The 19194-nt window shown below is 61.6% G+C and carries 11 protein-coding genes; 10 read left to right on the top strand and 1 reads right to left on the bottom strand.

The annotated features are described in order from the left end of the window. Positions 1–29 precede the first annotated feature (29 nt). The 7 genes from EHW12_RS01955 to EHW12_RS01985 all read left to right on the top strand — a co-directional run bounded on the left by EHW12_RS01955 (position 30) and on the right by EHW12_RS01985 (position 7083). Entirely contained in the window at positions 30–1004 is a 975-nt protein-coding gene (locus EHW12_RS01955) for a quinone oxidoreductase (RefSeq protein ID WP_003943928.1), read from the top strand. Positions 1005–1034: 30 nt separating this feature from the next. Continuing rightward, positions 1035–1934 (top strand): TauD/TfdA family dioxygenase, encoded by a 900-nt coding sequence (locus EHW12_RS01960; protein WP_007731564.1) that lies wholly within the window; start codon positions 1035–1037, stop codon positions 1932–1934. Positions 1935–1986: 52 nt separating this feature from the next. After that, the gene (locus EHW12_RS01965; RefSeq protein ID WP_003943988.1) at positions 1987–3039 is read left to right on the top strand and encodes a 3-keto-5-aminohexanoate cleavage protein; all 1053 of its coding nucleotides are present in this window, start codon (positions 1987–1989) and stop codon (positions 3037–3039) included. Positions 3040–3136: 97 nt separating this feature from the next. Beyond that, positions 3137–4498, top strand: coding sequence for an MFS transporter (locus EHW12_RS01970; RefSeq protein ID WP_007731563.1), 1362 nt, complete (start codon positions 3137–3139; stop codon positions 4496–4498). Continuing rightward, on the top strand, positions 4498–5121 hold the full coding sequence (locus tag EHW12_RS01975) for an alpha/beta fold hydrolase (protein ID WP_125050223.1): 624 nt from the start codon (positions 4498–4500) through the stop codon (positions 5119–5121). Before EHW12_RS01970 ends, EHW12_RS01975 begins: the two co-directional genes overlap by 1 nt. Then, a complete protein-coding gene (locus EHW12_RS01980) occupies positions 5114–6703 on the top strand; it encodes a long-chain fatty acid--CoA ligase (RefSeq protein WP_125050224.1) in 1590 nt (529 codons plus the stop codon). The genes EHW12_RS01975 and EHW12_RS01980 overlap by 8 nt, the downstream gene beginning before the upstream one ends. 8 nt (positions 6704–6711) lie before the next feature. Continuing rightward, on the top strand, positions 6712–7083 hold the full coding sequence (locus tag EHW12_RS01985; RefSeq protein ID WP_020905896.1) for a carboxymuconolactone decarboxylase family protein: 372 nt from the start codon (positions 6712–6714) through the stop codon (positions 7081–7083). A gap of 6 nt (positions 7084–7089) precedes the next feature. On the opposite strand, the gene EHW12_RS01990 is transcribed toward EHW12_RS01985, so the two are convergent. Continuing rightward, complete coding sequence (locus EHW12_RS01990; RefSeq protein WP_003943791.1) at positions 7090–8403, bottom strand: ammonium transporter; 1314 nt, start codon at positions 8401–8403, stop codon at positions 7090–7092. Positions 8404–8565: 162 nt separating this feature from the next. Between EHW12_RS01990 and EHW12_RS01995 the strand changes: the two genes are divergently transcribed. The 3 genes from EHW12_RS01995 to EHW12_RS02005 all read left to right on the top strand — a co-directional run bounded on the left by EHW12_RS01995 (position 8566) and on the right by EHW12_RS02005 (position 19120). Then, positions 8566–10779: a DNA polymerase III subunit gamma and tau gene (locus EHW12_RS01995; protein WP_047271569.1), complete on the top strand. Its 2214-nt coding sequence runs from the start codon at positions 8566–8568 to the stop codon at positions 10777–10779. A 677-nt stretch (positions 10780–11456) separates the two neighbouring features. Then, positions 11457–17567 carry a type I polyketide synthase gene (locus EHW12_RS02000; RefSeq protein ID WP_125050225.1) on the top strand — a complete coding sequence of 2037 codons (6111 nt, stop codon included), beginning with the start codon at positions 11457–11459 and terminating at the stop codon, positions 17565–17567. Further along, entirely contained in the window at positions 17564–19120 is a 1557-nt protein-coding gene (locus tag EHW12_RS02005) for a hypothetical protein (RefSeq protein WP_042922793.1), read from the top strand. The genes EHW12_RS02000 and EHW12_RS02005 overlap by 4 nt, the downstream gene beginning before the upstream one ends. The last annotated feature ends 74 nt before the right edge of the window (positions 19121–19194 follow it).

Raw genomic sequence — 19194 nt, forward strand, 5'->3', positions numbered from 1 at the left:
GAGCCCGCCCACAGAATTGGAGAGCATTGATGGCAAACGCCATTCGGTTCCACGAGATCGGCACACCGTCCGTCATGCGTTGGGAAGAGATCGAGGTAGGACGACCGGGCGCCGGAGAGGTTCGGGTTCGTCATGAAGCGGTGGGGTTGAACTTCGCCGACACCTACTTTCGAAGTGGCCTCTATCCTGCGCAATTGCCTGCCGGGATGGGCGTCGAGGGCGCCGGTGTGGTCGAAGAGATCGGCGAGGGAGTAGTCGATTTTGCGGTGGGGGACCGTGTGACCTACACCGGTAGTCCGCTGGGTGCGTACGCCACCGAGCGGATCATGGCGTCGTCCGACCTGATCGCGCTACCCGACGGCATCGCCTTCGACACCGCGGCCGCCATGACCATGCGAGGACTGACTGCCGCCTACCTTCTGCGTCGCATCTACCCGTTGAAAGCGGGAGACACCGTGTTGCTACATGCTGCGGCGGGCGGGGTTGGACTGATCTTCACCCAGTGGGCAAAACTGTTGGGAATCAAAGTGATCGGAACGGTGTCGAGCGACGAGAAGGCGAGCGTTGCCCGAGCTCACGGTTGCGATGAAGTCGTCATCTACACCCGCGAGGACGTCGTCGCGCGTGTCAAGGAGATCACCGGGGGCGTCGGCGTGCCGGTTGTCTACGACAGTATCGGGCAATCCACGTTCGACATCTCTCTCGATTGCCTTGCCAGGCGGGGGCTGCTGGTGTGCTTCGGAACGGCGTCCGGACCGACTCCGCCGATTCAGGCAATGCAGTTGGCAGTCAAGGGATCACTCTTCCTCACACGTCCGGCTCTCGCCGATTACATCGCGGATCCCGAAGAACGTGCCGAACTGGCGGGCGAACTGTTCTCACACGTCGAGTCCGGGCGAATCAAGATCGAGATCAACCAGCGATACCCCCTCGAAGATGCGGTGCGTGCGCACCACGACATGGAGTCCGGTCGCAGTATCGGTTCCTCCGTCTTCTCCGTCTGAACCGAAACAGCACTTCCCAGAGGAATTGTCATGACCAACACCGCAACGCTCACAGAAAACCTTCCCTCGTCGAGGAATACGATCCGCGTCGAGAAATTGACCTGTTCGATCGGGGCAGAGTTGTCCGGGGTGGATCTCGGCGAGGTCGCGCGAGATGATGCACTCTTCGCCGAAATCAAGGCATTGTTGCTCGAACACAAGGTTCTGTTCTTTCGCGACCAGACCTTCTCCAAAGCCGAGCACGTAGAACTTGCCCAGCGATTCGGTGAACTCGAGGATCATCCGGCTCTGGGCAGCGACCCCGACCACCCGGGCCTGGTCCGCATCTACAAGGATCTGGACAGCCCGCCGGAGCATTTCGAGAATGCATATCACTGCGACGCCACCTGGCGCGTTAACCCGCCCATGGGATGTGTATTGCGTTGTGTGGAAACACCTCCTGTCGGCGGCGACACGATTTGGGTGAACATGGCACTCGCCTACGAAAATCTGCCGGCGCGGGTCAAGGAGCAGATCAAGGATCTGCGTGCCAGGCACAGTATCGAGTCGACCTTCGGCGCTCGGATGCCGATCGAACAGCGGCACCAGCTGAAGGAACGCTTTCCCGACGCCGAACATCCCGTGGTACGAACACATCCGGAGACCGGCGAGAAGATTCTCTTCGTCAATTCGTTCGCCACACACCTCGTGAACTATCACACGCCCGAGAACGTCCGCTATGGAATCGATTACGCCCCCGGCGCCGGGAATCTGCTCACTTACCTGGCGAGCCAGGCTCAGATTCCCGAGTACCAGGTTCGGTGGCGTTGGACCGAAAACAGCGTCGCGATCTGGGACAACCGATCGACACAGCATTACGCGGTGCAGGACTACTGGCCCGCGGTTCGAAAGATGGAGCGCGCCGGAATCATCGGCGACGCACCGTTCTGATCTCTCTTCCCAGCCCCGAAGATAAATTCATTCACTCGATCGGAGTCACGCTATGCATTTCCACGACGATTCACTGTTCCCCGAAACCCAGGACAAGCTTGTCATCACCGTTGCTCCCTACGGACCGGAGTGGGAGCCGGACGATTTTGCAGAAGACCTCCCTCTGTCGATGGACGAGCACGTCCAGCAAGCCGTCGACTGTTTCAACGCCGGTGCCACAGTTCTCCACATCCACGTGCGTGAACTCGACGGCAAGGGCTCGAAGCGTCTGTCGAAGTTCAACGAGCTTCTCGGTCGCTTGCGTGAGGCCGTTCCCGAGATGATTCTGCAGGTCGGCGGGTCGATTTCGTTTGCCCCGGAGGGGGAAGGTGCCGATGCGAAGTGGTTGTCCGACGACGTGCGTCACATGCTGGCGGAATTGGAGCCGGCTCCCGATCAGGTGACGATCGCGATCAATACCAGCCAGATGAACATCATGGAACTGATGACCGACGACGACATCGCGGGTACGTCGATGCAGCGTCCGGAATTGGCCGATACGTATCGGGAAATGACTGTGCCCGCCGGTCCGGAGTGGGTGGCAGAGCACCTGCGCCGGTTGCAGGCCGCCGGAATCCAGCCGCATTTCCAGTTGTCCAGTATTCCGCAGCTCGAAACGGTGGAGCGGTTGATCCGACGCGGCATCTACACGGGTCCGGTCAACCTCACGTGGGTCGCAATCGGCGGCGGCTTCGACGGACCCAACCCGTACAACATGATGAACTTCGTCCAGCGTGTTCCCGACGGTGCGTGCCTGACGCTGGAAACGCTGATGCGTAGCGTCCTGCCGGTGAACACGATGGCCATCGCGATGGGCTTGCACGCTCGCTGCGGCAACGAGGACACCATCTGGGGCCGCAAGGGCGAGAAGATGACGTCGGTGCAGCAGATCGAGCAGTTGGTGCGCATTGCAGGCGAATTGGGCCGCGAGGTGGCTACCGCGAAGGAAGCTCGGGACATCTACCGGATCGGCGAGACGTATGCCGACACCGACGAGACGTTGGCGAAGCTGGGTTACGCGCCCAACCGCCGTATCGGCCAGCTGGGATTCACGCAGCACGCCTGAGTTCACACCCTCTCGTACAACAGTTCCGGGGGTACGAACCGCGACGGTTCGTACCCCCGAATCCCCCCGTCTACCTCGAGTACTTCCTAGGAGAGTCATGGGACTGCAAGCTCCCGCCACGCCACGTGTGGACACCGCGCTCGGAATCGGCGGACGACGAAAGTTATACCCGTGGATCGTTTTCGCCCTGGCTTTCGGTCTTCTGCTCTCGGACTACATGTCGAGGCAGGTGCTCAGTGCAGTCTTCCCGATCCTGAAAGCGGACTGGGATCTCTCCGATTCGCACCTCGCCTCCCTGAGCAGCGTGGTGGCATTGATGGTCGGGCTGTTGACGTTCCCGTTGTCGCTGCTCGCGGACCGCTGGGGCCGCGTCAAGAGCTTGATCTTGATGGCGGTGTTGTGGAGTGTCGCGACGTTGCTGTGCGCAATCGCTCAGACCTACGAACAGATGTTGGGCGCCCGGTTCCTGGTCGGTGTCGGTGAAGCGGCGTACGGCAGCGTGGGTATCGCCGTGGTCCTCAGTGTGTTTGCGCCCCGCGTGCACGCAGCTCTTGCAGGTGCCTTCATGGCCGGTGGATCGTTCGGTTCGGTCATCGGTGTGGCAATCGGTGGGTTCATCGCAGTCCAGTTCAGTTGGCGGTGGTCTTTTGCCGCCATGGCAATCTTCGGTCTGATTCTGGTCGCGCTCTTCCGTGCCCTCGTCACCGAGAAGAAGCTCACCGCTTACGCCGTCGAGGCCGCGCCGGATGCCGCCGGGGAAGCGGTGAGACACGACGGTTTTCGTGCGCCGGTGTCCTCGCTGTTCACCAATCCAGCCGTGTTGTTCGCCTACATCGGTGGTGGTCTCCAGATGTTCACCGCCGCAGTACTTCTGGCGTGGTTGCCGAGCTTCTTCAATCGTTACTACGATCTGGCCCCGGACAAGGCCGGCGTCACGGCTTCCGTGTTCGTCCTCCTGGTCGGAAGCGGGATGGTGGTCTGCGGTTTCATCACAGATAGATTCAGCCGCGACGATTCGGCGCGAAAATGGACCACCGCCATCGTCTACTGCGCCATCTCGTTGGTGACGCTGAGCATCGGGCTCCGGTTGGGCACGGGGACAGCACAACTCGTGTTGCTCGGTATCGGTGCATTCTTCTCCGCCGGTTCGTCGGGGCCGACGGCAGCTATGGTCGCGAACCTTACCCATCACTCGATTCGAGCGTCGGCCATGGGAACGCTCACCGTCGCCAACAACCTTCTCGGGCTGGCGCTCGGTCCCTTCGTTGTCGGCATCCTCGCCGATCACCTGGGTCTTCTCGGCGCTCTACAGCTTTCGCCCTTCGTCTATGTCGTCGCGGCCCTCGCGTTGGTAGCCGGCAAGCGTGCCTATCCCGCCGGGATGAGGCGGCTGGCGACGTTGCAGAATCGGCCCGAGATCCCCGGCGCCACTGAAGTAACAGACGTTCGGAGCTCATGATGAATGAATCAACTACGGTAGTAATGGTTCCCGGTCTGCGGGATCATGTCGAAGATCATTGGCAGACTCACCTCGCGCGCAGGCTCGACAACGTTCTGACGGTTCCTCCCCTCGAGACCGACAAGCTCAGCCGCGATGCGCGGGTTGCGGCATTGAACGAGGTGCTGACAAGTGTCTGCGGGCCGGTGGTCCTGGTCGGGCACAGCGCCGGAGTCATGACAGTTGCTCACTGGGCGAGGGCGCATCATCGAGAGGTTGCGGGCGCACTTCTGGTCACGCCGGCGGATCTCGAACTTCCGCTGCCCGAGTCCTATCCGTCTCTCGAAGATCTCGACCGTCACGGGTGGCTACCGATACCGCGTCAGCGTCTGCCGTTTCCAAGCACGGTCGCGGCGAGTCGGAACGATCCGCTCGCCGGGTATCGCCGAGTTGTGGGTCTGGCTGAAGGATGGGGGAGTCGGTTGCTGGATCTGGGTGAGGTCGGACATCTCAATCCGGCGTCCGGATACGGGTATTGGCCGCGGGCGGAATCGTTGGTGCGGGAACTGCTCGAGTCGGTGTCGCGCGCCGCCTCGTCTCATGCCACGGATTCCGAGGCGCAGGAGGAACACAGTCGTGCTTGATCTTGCTGCTCTGCTGGAAGATTCGGCCCGGCGATACCCGGAACGGGATGCGCTGGTTCTCGGGGAAGCGAGGCTGACGTATGCGCAGTTCGACGCCTACGCGAATCGCATCGCCCATCTGCTCGTCTCGCGGGGTGTCGAGCCAGGTGACAAGGTGGCGTTGTCCTGCCCGAACGTTCTCGAGTTCCCGATCGTCTACTACGGGATTCTCAAGGCCGGTGGCGTCGTCGTTCCTCTGAACATCCTGCTCAAGGGGCGCGAAATTGCCTATCACCTGGCTGATTCGGAAGCGAAGCTGTACTTCTGTTTCGAGGGAAGTCCCGAATTGCCGATCGCCGAGTACGCCATCGCCGGGTTCGAGCAGAGCGAGACCTGTTCGGCCCTGATCGTGATCAGCGCCGAACCGGGTGCACCGTCGTCGATCCTCGGAGTCGAGACTCTAGGCGAAGCACTGGCATCCGTGTCCGGCACGGAAACGCCTGCAGCCGCGGTTGTTCGTGAACCGACGGACACCGCGGTCATTCTCTACACCAGCGGCACTACCGGAAAGCCCAAGGGCGCCGAACTCACTCACTGCAACATGGTCTTGAATGCACTGTCGACCAACCGGTTGTTCGAGAGCGTTCCGTCCATGCATGAGCGTTATCTCCTGACTTTGCCGTTGTTCCACTCGTTCGGCCAGACAGTGACCATGAATGCGGGAATCTGCGTCGGTGCCACTTTGGTGTTGATGCCGCGCTTCGATGCGACCGCGGCACTCGAGATCATGGAACGCGAAAAGATCTCGGTCTTCGCGGGCGTCCCGACCATGTATTGGGGACTGCTCGGCGTGCTGGACGAGGTAGTGAAATCCGGGGTGGATATCGAGACCGTTGCACAGAACATGCGGTGCGCGATCTCGGGTGGCGCAGCGCTTCCCGTGGAAATATTGACACAGTTCCGGGAACGCTTCGGTGTTCAGATCCTCGAAGGGTACGGGTTGTCCGAGACCTCTCCGCTGGCCTTGTTCAGTGCCCCGGAGAGTGACCCCCGGCCCGGTTCGATCGGCGTGCCGATCTGGGGCGTCGAAGCGCGGCTTGTCGACGACTCTTGGCACACGATCGCCGGCCCCGATGAAGTGGGAGAGTTGGCCATTCGCGGGCACAACGTCATGAAGGGCTATTTCAACCGACCAGAGGCGACGGCGGAAGTCATGTGCGACGGATGGTTTCGCACCGGGGATTTGGCACGGGTCGATACCGACGGAAATTACTACATCGTCGATCGCGCGAAGGACATGATCGTGCGGGGCGGATTCAACGTCTACCCACGCGAAATCGAAGAGGTTCTGCTCACTCACCCAGCCGTCTCACTCGTCGCCGTCGTCGGGGTGCCGGACACGAGCCTCGGCGAAGAAGTTGTCGCCTACGTGATCCGAGAGCCGAGTGAAGAGATCTCCGAATCGGATCTCGTGGAATGGTCGCGGGAACAGATTGCCGCCTACAAATATCCGCGCCGCATCGAGTTCGTGCCGTCGCTGCCGATGACGGCAACCGGAAAGATTCTCAAACGTGAACTGAATCAAGCATTTTCGATGGTCTGAGGAGATCGATGACTGACGTTCGAGCAAGTGAAGCTTTTCCCGTGACCCAGGCCATGAAGGATTCGGGTGGCTGGAATCCGTTGTGGGACGGACTTTCGGAGCTGGATCCCGAGTGGACCGAGCTGTACATGAAGACAGCGATGCAGCCCTGGAACAGCGGGGTGCTGTCACCTCAGGTGATCCAGTTGCTGTGCATAGCCGTCGATGCGGCGAGCACACACATGTACGCACCCGGCGTACGACGCCATATTCGCGCCGCGCTCGACATGGGAGTGACCCCGAAGGAGATTCTCGAGGTGCTGAAACTGACCACCGTCGTCGGGATTCATTCCTGCAATGTCGGCGTTCCGATCCTGATGGAGGAAATCGCGAACCGGTGAGGGCGGTCAGTCCCGCTCGCGGTTCTCCCGTTCCTCCCGCTGACGCTGGAGGAACGGGCTCGGGTTCTGTCCGCCGATCGGACCGTGGCCGAGGACTCCGTGCTCGTAGGCCGACTCCGCGTGCAGGGCAACGTCGATTCCGCGGGCCTCGTCTTCACGCGAAATGCGGAAGCCGAAGGTCTTGTCGATGAGCTTTCCGAGACCGTAGGTCACACCGAAGGCATAGAGCGCGACCACGACGACGCCGACGAACTGCTTGCCCAACTGCGCGAATCCACCGCCGAAGAACAAACCTTCCGGACCGCCCGTCATCACGGCCGTCGCGAGGAGTCCGATCAGCAACGAGCCGACGATTCCACCGACGAGGTGCACGCCGACGACGTCGAGGGAGTCGTCGTAGCCGAGCTTGTGCTTCCATCCCACGGCGTACGAGCAGACGATGCCGGCGATCAGACCGATGACGAGCGCACCGAACATGTTCACCGTTCCGCACGACGGGGTGATCGCGACCAGACCGGCGACGACGCCCGAAGCTGCGCCGAACGTCGTGGGGTGTCCGTCACGATTCTGCTCGACGAACAGCCAGCCGAGTAGTCCGGTGCAACCGGCGACGAGTGTGTTGAGGAAGATCTGCGAGGCCATACCGTCGGCCGCAAGGGCCGAGCCGGCGTTGAATCCGAACCAACCGAACCAGAGCAGGCCGACGCCGAGCAGGACGAACGGCAGATTGTGCGGACGCATCGACTCGGCCTTGAAACCCATCCGCTGGCCGAGGACCAGTGCCAATGCCAGACCCGACGCTCCGGACACGATTTCGACCACGAGGCCACCGGCGTAGTCGAGTGCGCCCATCTGGGCGAGCCATCCCTGCGGATTCCACACCCAGTGAGCGACGGGGACATAGACGAGCAAGGACCAGATGGGGACGAAGATCATCCAGGCGGAGAACTTCGCGCGGTCGGCGATCGCACCACTGATGAGCGCTGCAGTAAGGATTGCGAACGTCAATTGGAAGGTTGCGAACAACACTTCCGGGACATTCCCGTGCACCGTCGACGGGTCGATGCCCGCCATGCCGATGTGCTCGAGTCCGCCGATGATGCCACCGTGATCGTCGCCGAACACGAGGCTGTAGCCCACGAACAACCACGCAACCGTGACGAGTGCGATCGAGACGAAACTCATCATGATCATGTTGAGTACGCCCGTCGAGCGGACCATGCCGCCGTAGAACAGTGCGAGTCCTGGCGTCATCAGAAGTACGAGTGCAGTACTGACGAGCAACCAGGCAGTCGCTCCGGCATCGATGGTGGCGGGCACAGTTTTCTCCTCACGCACGCGGACCAGCCCGCGTGCACGGAACCCACGATGAGTGCGTGCGGTTTCCTCCGCACTGCGATTGTGTTGCGAACATGTTTCGGGAGAAGTCGGCGTTGCACCCGCACCGGACCACCTGTCGTGGGTCGCCGGTAGTCTTTGCGCGTGGCCCTGTACCGGAAGTATCGACCCGCGTCCTTCGCCGAGGTGGTGGGGCAGGAGCATGTCACCGCACCGCTCAGCACGGCCCTCGACACCGGACGCATCAACCATGCCTACCTGTTTTCCGGCCCGCGCGGCTGCGGAAAGACGTCGTCGGCGCGAATCCTGGCGCGTTCGCTGAACTGTGAGCAGGGACCGACGTCGACGCCGTGCAACGTGTGCGACTCGTGCGTTTCGCTGGGCCCGGGCGGCACAGGCAACCTGGATGTGACGGAACTCGACGCCGCAAGTCACGGTGGCGTCGACGACACCCGAGAACTCCGAGACAAGGCGTTCCACGCACCCGCTGCTTCTCGCTACCGCGTCTTCATCATCGACGAGGCACATATGGTGACGGCGGCGGGTTTCAATGCGTTGCTCAAGATCGTCGAAGAGCCGCCGGAACACCTCATCTTCATCTTTGCGACGACGGAACCGGAAAAGGTTCTCCCGACCATCCGTTCGCGTACACACCATTACCCGTTCCGCCTGTTGGCGCCGTCGACCATGCGCGGACTCCTGGAAAAGATCTGCGCCCAGGAGGGCGTACCGGTCGAGCCTGCGGTGTATCCACTGGTCATCAAGGCCGGCGGCGGTTCCCCTCGTGACTCGTTGAGTGTCCTCGATCAGCTGCTCGCGGGCGCAGGAGAAGAAGGTGTCACGTATCCGCGCGCGCTCTCTCTTCTCGGAGTCACCGACGTCGCGCTCATCGACGAAGCAGTAGACGCCCTGTCTGCCAGTGACGGGGCCGCGTTGTTCGGCACTGTCGATCGCGTGATGGACGCCGGTCACGATCCACGCCGATTCGCGCTCGATCTTCTCGAGCGCCTGCGTGATCTCATCTTGATGCAGGCTGTTTCCGACGCCAGCGAACGAGGATTGGTCGACGCTCCGGAAGCGGAGCTGGTCACGATGCGTGAGCAGATTCAACGAGTCGGCCCGGCCACGCTCACCCGCTTCGCCGAGACTGTCCATGCCGGACTCAGCGAAATGCGTGGTGCGACGGCGCCGCGGCTACTGCTCGAAGTGATGTGCGCGCGAATGCTGCTGCCGTCGGCCTCCGACACCGAGTCAGCTGTATTGCAGCGGCTGGAGCGCCTGGAACAAGGTATTCCGGCTGCCGGAGTCGCGGCTGCTCCTCGCGCGGCAGCAACGCCGGCACCCACCGTGCCGCCGCTCGAACCGGAGATTGCTTCCAAGTTCCAACGGCCCTCTCAACGCAAGGCCGAGCCTGAGGCACGGCCGGAACCAGCCGCGCCTGCTCCAGCTGCGGCGCCGCCGGTTGTGGAGGCTCCTGTCGTCGAACCTCCGGTAGCGGCAGTTCCCGTCGTCGAGACTCCCACTGTCGAGATCGTGGAACCGCCGGTTGCCGAAGCTCCGGTGGTTGAAGCTCCGGTTGCCGAAGCTCCAATAGTTGAAGCTCCTGTGGTTGAACCACCGGTTACTGCTCCTGTCGAGGCGGAAGAGCTGATCGGGCTTGCCGAGCCGGAACCCGACTACGAGCCCGAGCCCGAGTTCGACGAGCCGGCGGTTGCCGAAGCTGCGCCGGTCTCGGCAGGCCCCACAGTCGAGACTCTCCGTGAATCGTGGAACACCTTGCGCAACAAGGTCGGTGAACGAAACAAGGTTCTTCCGGCCATGCTGTCCGCTGCGACGGTTCACGACGTGCGTGGACATGTCGTTGTCATCGCTCACGGCTCACCGGTCCTGGGTGCTCGTGTGACGCAACCGCACAACGCGGCGGTCATTTGCGAGGTCCTTGCCGAAATGTTCGGTGGCACTTGGCAGGTCGAGTATCAAGAAGGTGCGCCTACAGCGCCGACAGTATCGAGCGCAACCAAGGCGACGGAAGCTCCGAGCCGCCCTGCCGCTGCGCCCCGCTTCTCTCGCCCCAGTCAGGAGCGCGCAGCGCAGCAGCCCAAGGCCCCGCAGCCCCAGCGCGGAGATTCGGACGACATTCCGCCGCCCGAGGCCCCCGACTATCCGGAAGACCCTGGACCGGCCCCTGCTCCTGAGGTCGACTACGAGGCAACTCCTCCGCCTGCAACGCCGGAGGACGAGGACGAGATGTTTGCGGAGGCGGCGGAGCCCGCTGATCCGACTGCCAGACGTGATCCCGAGGATGTTGCAAAGGAACTCCTCAAGGACGTCCTCGGAGCTCGCCGCCTCGAAAGCTGAGTTGCCGAGTCGGTCCGTGTGCGTGAAACAGCGGTCGGAATCCAGCTGCACCACTGTGTGATCGAATTGTTATAAGTGCCGTTCCCTTTGTGCGCGCGCGTCTCGAAAGCGCGCCGGCTCGGCCTCGCAAAGCTGAATTGTATGTGGCTGGTTTGCTGGCACATTCGTTCGCTCAGTTCCGGTGTAACGAAACGTCGATTCGGACGATGGTCGCCGAAGAATATCTGGAATTTCTCGTTGTCTGATGGGCATTCGAGTGCTGCTGTTAAATTTCGGTGTGTCACGAATGTTCAGATTGATAGTTGTCGGATGTTTGATTTGCGGGGATCGACCAATTTGGGACATTCGGCGAATTGGCCACATATTCGGCATTGCGGCATTTCGGTGCATATTCAACTGAATATTTGCCGATCGCGAGAAAATGGCGGCCGTGAAACCGGGATCCGGTACGGATGTTCAAGCAGGAGCATGACCGGTTGCGAAGCAAATAAGTAACTCCGAGTTACAGCTAACTCTCGATTGCTGTCAAATTGCTGAAACACGTTCATTGCGCCGAACAACCCTTGTTATTTGTTTATGCCTTGAGGTGAATCTGCGTTTTACACACCGATGAGGGCGTGGTTAGTCTTCGGTCGATTGAGTCTCCCGTGGATGCGCGCGAAAATAGGAAGTGTAAGATGACTGAAGATTCAACTAATCCTGCGATTGCGATAGTCGGGATGAGCATGTGGTCCCCCGGTGCACATGATCTGCAAGGATTTTGGGAGAACGTCCTCGCGCGTCGGATGCAATTCCGAAAGTTTCCGGAGTCACGGATGTCCCTCGACGACTACTGGAGCGCGAGCCCTGACGACGTCGACAAGACATACGCCGATCGCGGCGCGTTCATGGATGGTTTCGAATTCGACTGGGTCGGTCGCCGGATACCGGAGCGGACCTTCAAGTCGACAGATCTCACACACTGGTTGGCTCTGGAAACAGCACTCGGGGCTTTGACCGACGCGGGCTACAGCCGAGGATCGGTACCCACTGGACGCAGCGCCGCAATCGTCGGCAACTCCCTCACCGGTGAAGAATCCCGGATGTGGTCGATGCGTTTGCGTTGGCCCTACGTCAAGCGCGCACTCGCTGTCGCAGCCGAAGCGCGCCAGTTGGACAGTTCCGTCGCCGATGCTCTCGCCGAGACGATGGAAGAGGTCTACAAGGGCCCATTGGTGGAGCCGAGTGAAGACACTCTCGCCGGCATGTTGTCGAATACGATTGCCGGCCGGATCTGCAATTATCTCGACTTCAACGGCGGCGGGTACGTCGTGGACGGTGCGTGCGCGTCCGGAATGCTCGCGGTGGCGACTGCAGCCGAAAAGCTGGCGTCCGGCGCGGCCGACTTCGTCTTGGCAGGGGGAGTCGACGTCAGCTTGGATCCTTTGGAACTGGTGGGATTCGCCCGTTTGGGTGCACTGACCCGTGGCGACATGAACGTGTACGACGCAAGCCGAAGCGGATTCATCCCGGGTGAAGGTTGCGGATTCGTGGCCTTGAAACGACTCGAGGACGCCAGGGCGGACGGCGACTACGTGTACGCGACGATTCGCGGCTGGGGCATCTCCACCGATGGCAAGGGTGGAATCACCAAGCCCCGCGCCGAAACTCAGGCCGAGATGATCCGTCGCGCATACTCGCGAGCGGGATTCGCGGCCAGCGAGGTTGCCTTCGTCGAAGGACACGGAACTGGTACTCCCGTCGGAGACCCCGTCGAACTGGCCGGCGTCCAGCAGGCCGCTCAGACGGACGGGCCCGTCGAGGCTCGTAGCATCGGCATGACGTCACTGAAGTCGTTGATCGGGCACACGAAGGCGGCGTCGGGCATCCTTGCGCTGATCAAGGCGACCATGGCCGTCAATCAACGAATCCTTCCGCCGCTCGCCGGTTGCACCGACCCGAACCCGGCGTTCGGAACCGAAGCGCCGGCACTCTTTCCGCTCGTCAACGGTGAGATCAGAGATCCGTCCGAGAAGATGCGTGCCGGTGCGCAAGCCATGGGTTTCGGCGGTATCAACTGCCACGTCGCGATCGAATCGGCTGATGCACCATCCAGCAAGCTGACACCCTCGCAAGACGTCCGCACGATGATGGCGTCGTATCAGGACACCGAGGTTTTCGTACTTTCTGCAGATTCTGCGATGGACTTGGCGACCCGAGCGCGGGATGTTGCAGATCTGGCGGTTCCGTTGAGTGTTGCCGAGCTGCTGGACTTTTCGGCGAAGCTCTCTCGCGTGATCTCGCCGACCGCGCCCTTCCGTGCTGCAGTGGTGGCCGGACGTCCCGCGCAGTTGGCCGAACGCATGCGTCAGCTTGCCGTGATCTGCGAGAACTCCGCTCCTGCATCCGGCCAGGTGAAGGTCGTGAGCAACGAGATCTCGATCTCGAACGCCGTCCACCATGACATCGGATTCCTGTTCCCGGGACAGGGATCCCAACAACTCGAGATGGCGCGCGTGCTGATCGAGCGCTTCGAGTGGGCACGCGAACTGGCGACCCAGGCGGACGGCTGGTTGGAGGGAGTTGGAGCGGAGGCGATCACGCCTCGAATTCTGCGGAACCCGGTCAAGAGCGCTGACGCTGCGGAATTGGCGAAGTGGAAGCGGGATCTCACCCAGACGCAGTTCACCCAGCCTGCCGTCGCTTTGGCTTCGCTGCTCTGGTTCGAGTACCTCCGCCGATTGGGTGTCACACCCAGTGCTGTCGCCGGCCACAGTCTCGGCGAGTTGACCGCGCTCTACGCGGCAGGAGCTTACGACCAGAAGACGCTGATCACCTTGGCTGCGGCGAAGGGTGCGGCCATGGCTGTCAGTGGTGGTGGAAACGGCGCGATGGCGAGCCTGACCTGCGACCGATCGACGGCTGAGGCGATCATCGCGGAAACAAAGGGTTACGCGACCGTCGCGAATCTGAATACGCCTACACAGACCGTGGTTTCGGGCACCAAAGACGCGGTCGACGATGTGGTTGCCATCGCGAAGACGCGCGGAGTGTCGGCTCAGGCGCTTGCCGTGTCGAATGCTTTCCACTCCGAGATGATGAACGAGGCCGAGCGGGAGCTGAAGTCCACTGCGCCCGTTGACGAGCAAGTCGATTCGCTGACTTGCCCCGTGTATTCCTGCGTCGAAGGGAAACGCGTACAGACGCCACTGGCACTTCGCGAATTGGTCACCAAACAGGTTGTCTCACCGGTCGACTGGGTCAAGACGGTAAGTGGAATCTCGCAGGACGTGGACCTGCTCGTCGAGGTCGGACCCGGCCGTGTGCTGACCGGGCTCACCAAGGCGATCAATGGGACCGACGGCGTGCGCTGCTTCCCCGTTGCGTCCAAGTCCGGACGCGACGAGGACTTCAATGTCGCACTGGCCGCGATGTACGTCCACGGCGCTCAGGTCCGATGGAACGAACTTTTCGACGGCCGGTTCGTGCGCGAATTCGTTCCTGCCGATCAGAAGGTGTTCATCGAGAACCTGGCCGAGGCGAAGCTGACGGTTACCTCTGCTCCCGAACCGCTCGCACTTGGTACGTCCGGCGGGGATCCGGCTGCGGCGCTGGCCGATTACCTGAGCCGACGCGGGACCTTCCTCGTCGACGTGATTCGTGCTGATGTAGGCAGTGGAGCGACTTCTCCGTCTTCTCCATCTGCTCCGACTTCGCGGGCAGTCACCAACGGCCACGAATCCGTGGCAGCGAAAGCTCCTTCGCCGGTTTCGGCTCCGGTAGTCGAAGAGCCGGCTGACGCGGGCGCTGGGTCCGTGGAAAGTGAGCTGATCAGGATCCTCGCCGATACGACGGGATTCCCCGCCGAGTCGATCACGACGGATCTGCGTCTGCTCGATGATCTGAATCTCGACTCGATCAGTGCGGCAGAGGCTATTTCGAAGGTTGCGCATCAGTTCGAGGTTGTCGACCTCGACCCTGCCGAGTTGGCCAATGCCACGATCGGAGAAGCAGCATCGCTGATCCTTGCGGCATCACCGAATCCCGGTTCTGCCGTTCCAGCAGCGAGTTCGGTGCAGTCGGACGTGTCGCGAATACTGCTCGAGGTAATCGCGGAGGACACCGGATTTCCGGTGGAGTCTCTCGATGTGGATCTCCACCTGCTCGACGACCTGAACATGGACTCGATCAAGGCTGCCGATGCGATAGCAACTGTGGCAACGCGATTGGGTGTTCAGGGTGATCTGGATCCGGCCGAACTCGTCAACGTCAGCCTGGGTGAACTCATCGAAGTGCTCGATCGATCCGCGAAAGAGAAGTCGGGGCAGCAGCAGCCGGTTGCGCGGGCGCTGCCGGTGAAGGCAAAGGGTCTATCAGCCGACAGCTTCACCTGGGTTCGCGATTACACCCTGGAAAAGGTTCGGAGCGAGACAGCGTTGCACGGAGTCCGAGACCTCACGGACACGACGTTTGTCGTCATCGGTGACGACGCCGGTTTGGTCGGAAGGTTGGAATCCGAACTGCGAGGGCGTGGTGCTCAGGTCGACATTCGCACATTCTCCGACGGCGCTCCTGCGAATGCACAGCACGTGGTTGCCGTAATGCCGCGTGTGACCGATGATTCCGTCACCGAAATCGGCTTGCGCCGTGGGATCGAACACATGTACAAGATGGTTCCGGCGCAGCAAAGCGGAGGCGCACGAACCACATTGGCAGTGATTCAGTTCACCGATGTCGAGTTGGGCAATCCGGCGCCGGTATCGAGTGCGGCGGCTTTTGCCGCTTCGGTGCATCACGAGCGCCCCGAACTGGATGTCCGCGTCATAGGATTCGACGGCTCGACTGCGGACGCGGTGGTGGCAACCACCGTCGTCTCCGAGTTGGATTCGGTTGCATCCTATGTGTTCGCGACTTACGACACCGAGATGGGACGCACGGCACTGCAACCGCGGGTTCTCGCCTCGAGCGACTACACCGTCCGCGAGAGCGGGTTGGGGAGTTCGGATGTAGTGGTCGTGACCGGTGGCGCGAAAGGCATCATGGCGCAATGCGCTCTGGCTCTCGGCCGAAAGACAGGCGCCGAACTAGTGCTGATCGGAAGCTCTCAGCGACAAGCGGGTGACGAAATCGCTTCCACTCTTGCGGACTTCACGTCTGCCGGATTGAGCGCTCACTACTATCGCTGCAACGTCACGGATGCTGCGGCGGTGGCCGGCGTCGTCGCCCAGATCGAGGTCGAGGTTGGGCCGATCACCGGGTTTGTCCACGGTGCGGGGGCGAATGTCCCGCGGCGGTTCGAGAGAGTCGACAGCGCTGCGGCTTTCAAGGAGGTCGCACCTAAGGTCCTGGGCGCAGCCAACTTTGTCGAAGCGCTCGCTGATCGTGACCTGAAGCTGTTCGTGGGCTTCTCTTCCATCATCGGATTCACAGGTATGCCCGGAAACAGTTGGTATGCATACGGAAACGAGCTTCTCGACGAAATGGTGGTGCGGTATGCCGCCGGGCACCCGAAGACTCGGACGTTCTCGCTCGCGTACAGCGTGTGGGGGGAGACCGGCATGGGCGCCCGCATGGGCAGTGTCAACCACCTCGCGAAGATGGGTGTCATGCCGATTTCCACGGCTGCGGGAGTGGATCATTTCCTTCGCCTGGTCGACAGCGGACCCGAGGCGAGTCGTATCGTCGTGACCAGTCGACTCGGCGGTCTCGACACCTGGGCACCGGCAGCACCGGCTCTGCCGGCGGTGTCGCGCTACATCGACCAAGTGGTGACCTTCGAGCCGCAGGTAGAACTGGTTACCCGGACGACGTTGTCCACCTCGGCAGATCCTTTTGTCCTCGACCATGTCTGGAAGGGATCGGCGCTGCTTCCGACGGTGTTCGGGCTCGAGGCGATGTCGCAGGCGGCGGCCTATGTCACCGGACGCGTGACTCTGGGCCGCGTCCGCATCGACGACATCAAACTGGATCGACCGATCGTCGTCGACACCGTCGAGGGCACCAGAGTCGAGATCAAGGCAAGCGTCGTGGAGCAGGATCGTGATGCCGCAGGAACGCGGGTGCATGTCACGATCGGCACCGAACGGACCGGGTACGGGCGGCCCCATTTCTCGGCCGACTTCATCTTCGGACTGGACGAAACACTGCCGGAGTTCGAGAAGGAGTTGCCGCGACCGGTGCTCGACATCGATCCGTTGGACGATCTCTACTCGTGGTTGCTGTTCCAGGAGGGAGATTTCCGCCGACTCGAAGAGATCTCGAGCCTCGATTCCGAGCACATTCTCTTCAGCGCTATTTCGCGAGCCGACCGTAAGCAGCACCTCCTCGGTGATCCCTACTTCCTCGATTCCCTGCTCCAATCGGGTCAGATCATGGTTCCGCGGGAGATCTGCCTTCCGGTCAACATTGCGCGAATCGACATGTACGACGGACGATTCGAGGCTCGTTCGTTCACCGCGTACGCCTACGACAAGGTGCAGACAGAGACCCACATGCAAGCCGACGTGGCGGTGGTGAAGGACGGACGAGTGGTGATGCAGCTCGAGGGATATCGCTCCCAGATTCTCTCCCACGACGAAAGCCGTCCTACGGCTGAGGAAATCGCGGATCCGACTGCGCGCGACGCACAGATCATTCTCGACAAGCTCGCGCAACACAGCCGGGCGTTGGGAGTGAAGAGCCCGCGGGTTGTGGTCGCGCATACCCCGGGGATTCACGAGTTGACCAAGTCGGAACGCCACGAGCAGGAGAAACCGATCGCCGAGGCGGCCGTGAACATTCATCTCGATGAGGATGTGGTGATCAAATGAGTAATGCCTTTGCCATCGAATGGCAGGAAACCGGAAAGCCCGTCGTCGTCGGTGATATTCCGCCCTCTGTGGATGTCTCGCTCTCGCACGACGGCAGCAAGTCACTCAGTTCGGCCGGCGACTGGCCTCAGGGGTGTGACATCGAACCGATTCGCTCCCGAACCGCCGTGCAGTGGAAGGCGCTTCTGGGTTCGGCGCGGATTCCGCTGCTGGACGAGTTGATCGCAGGCGGCGAATCACTCGATCGTGCGGGAACCAGGCTGTGGGCGGCGGCCGAGGCGATCCGAAAGGCCACGGGGCAGATGTCGGTTTCTCTGGCGATGGGCGCCAGGGAGGACGACGCAGTGACCTTCCGCGGCGGCGCAGAGGGAAGCGTGGTGGTTCTGACTTTTCCAGCTCTGTTGACGGACAACGAGGAGCGGATTCTCGCGTTTGTGACTCATGAGGAGGATGCGGAGGAACCGGCGCAGGACCCGGCACCGCAGTTCGACTCCGGACCGTTGTCGGCGAAGTCTCTCGCGCAGTTCGATCCGATGGCCTACGGCTCCGACGTGCATGTGGTGGCCCGGAGTGGCTATCCGGCGGTGTCGATCCGGTTCCCCGTCGGGTTCCGGGACGCGTGCAACGTCGGTGGATCAGTGGGGTTCGCGAGCTTCGCGCTGTGGTTGGGCGCTTTGCGAGAGAGGGGAACCGGACCGATCTCGAAGCAGATCGTGGAGGACATGGCGACGGGTCGTTGGGGCATGGTGACCAACAACTCCGAGGTGTTCATCGATGCGAACCTGTACACCGACGACATTGTCGAGGGGACGATCTGGATCACCGAGCTCACCGGTCCGGATCGGGCAACCACCAATCTGCATGTCGAATGGTGCCGGGTCGACGGCGAGACGCGCACTCACATCGGGTGGAGTGCGATGCAGACGACGTGGGTGGAAATCCTCTCCCACGGTGTGGTGGCGGCACGGCCGATGCCGCAGTACTTCCACGATTTCATCGAGCCGATGACGATTCCGACGGGGACGAAGAACATCGCTGTTCCCACCGAACCGAAGAACGTCGATCGTGGTTCCGTGATCCGCTCGGCTCCGATGGTGCCGCGCAATCCGTACCTGCTCGAATCCGAGGTGTTCTCGACGACGTTGCAGGACGGAAACGTCGTGGGCAACATCTACTTCGGCAACTATTACATCTGGCAGTCGAGGGTTCGGGACAAGTTCCTGGTCCGTTCTCAGCGTGAGGCCATGGCGGCCAGAGGCGCTCTCGGGGAACTTCGTTGTGTGCACACCAGGGTTGAGCATCTGCGCGAGGTCATGCCGTTCGACGACGTCCTGGTCACGATGTCCTTGTCTGCCCTCTACGAGAGGGGGATCGACCTCGAGTTCGAGTACTTCAAGGTCAATGAGGACGGATCACGGGAGAAGCTCGCGATCGCTCGGCACAGAACTGTCTGGACGATGCCGGGCGCTCCGGGAGAACTGGAAATCTCTCCGCCGTCGAAACTTCCACAGTCGCTGATCGATTCGGTGCTGGAGGCGATCGACGGAAAGTAGGCGGGGGATTTTCCGAGATCGAAGTGGAGAGACGGGTTGCGTTTTCCTTGCGGGAGAACGCAACCCGTTTCGAT

The sequence above is a fragment of the Rhodococcus sp. NJ-530 genome (assembly GCF_003860625.1).
GTDB classification, from domain to species: Bacteria; Actinomycetota; Actinomycetes; order Mycobacteriales; family Mycobacteriaceae; genus Rhodococcus_F; species Rhodococcus_F qingshengii.

What these genes read in the sequence shown, in the direction of transcription:
- EHW12_RS02000 (WP_125050225.1), top strand. Translation starts at nt 11,457, where the DNA reads ATGACTGAAGATTCAACTAATCCTGCGATTGCGATAGTCGGGATGAGC.
- EHW12_RS01970 (WP_007731563.1), top strand. Translation starts at nt 3,137, where the DNA reads ATGGGACTGCAAGCTCCCGCCACGCCACGTGTGGACACCGCGCTCGGA.
- EHW12_RS01955 (WP_003943928.1), top strand. Translation starts at nt 30, where the DNA reads ATGGCAAACGCCATTCGGTTCCACGAGATCGGCACACCGTCCGTCATG.
- EHW12_RS01960 (WP_007731564.1), top strand. Translation starts at nt 1,035, where the DNA reads ATGACCAACACCGCAACGCTCACAGAAAACCTTCCCTCGTCGAGGAAT.
- EHW12_RS01985 (WP_020905896.1), top strand. Translation starts at nt 6,712, where the DNA reads ATGACTGACGTTCGAGCAAGTGAAGCTTTTCCCGTGACCCAGGCCATG.
- EHW12_RS01975 (WP_125050223.1), top strand. Translation starts at nt 4,498, where the DNA reads ATGAATGAATCAACTACGGTAGTAATGGTTCCCGGTCTGCGGGATCAT.
- EHW12_RS02005 (WP_042922793.1), top strand. Translation starts at nt 17,564, where the DNA reads ATGAGTAATGCCTTTGCCATCGAATGGCAGGAAACCGGAAAGCCCGTC.
- EHW12_RS01965 (WP_003943988.1), top strand. Translation starts at nt 1,987, where the DNA reads ATGCATTTCCACGACGATTCACTGTTCCCCGAAACCCAGGACAAGCTT.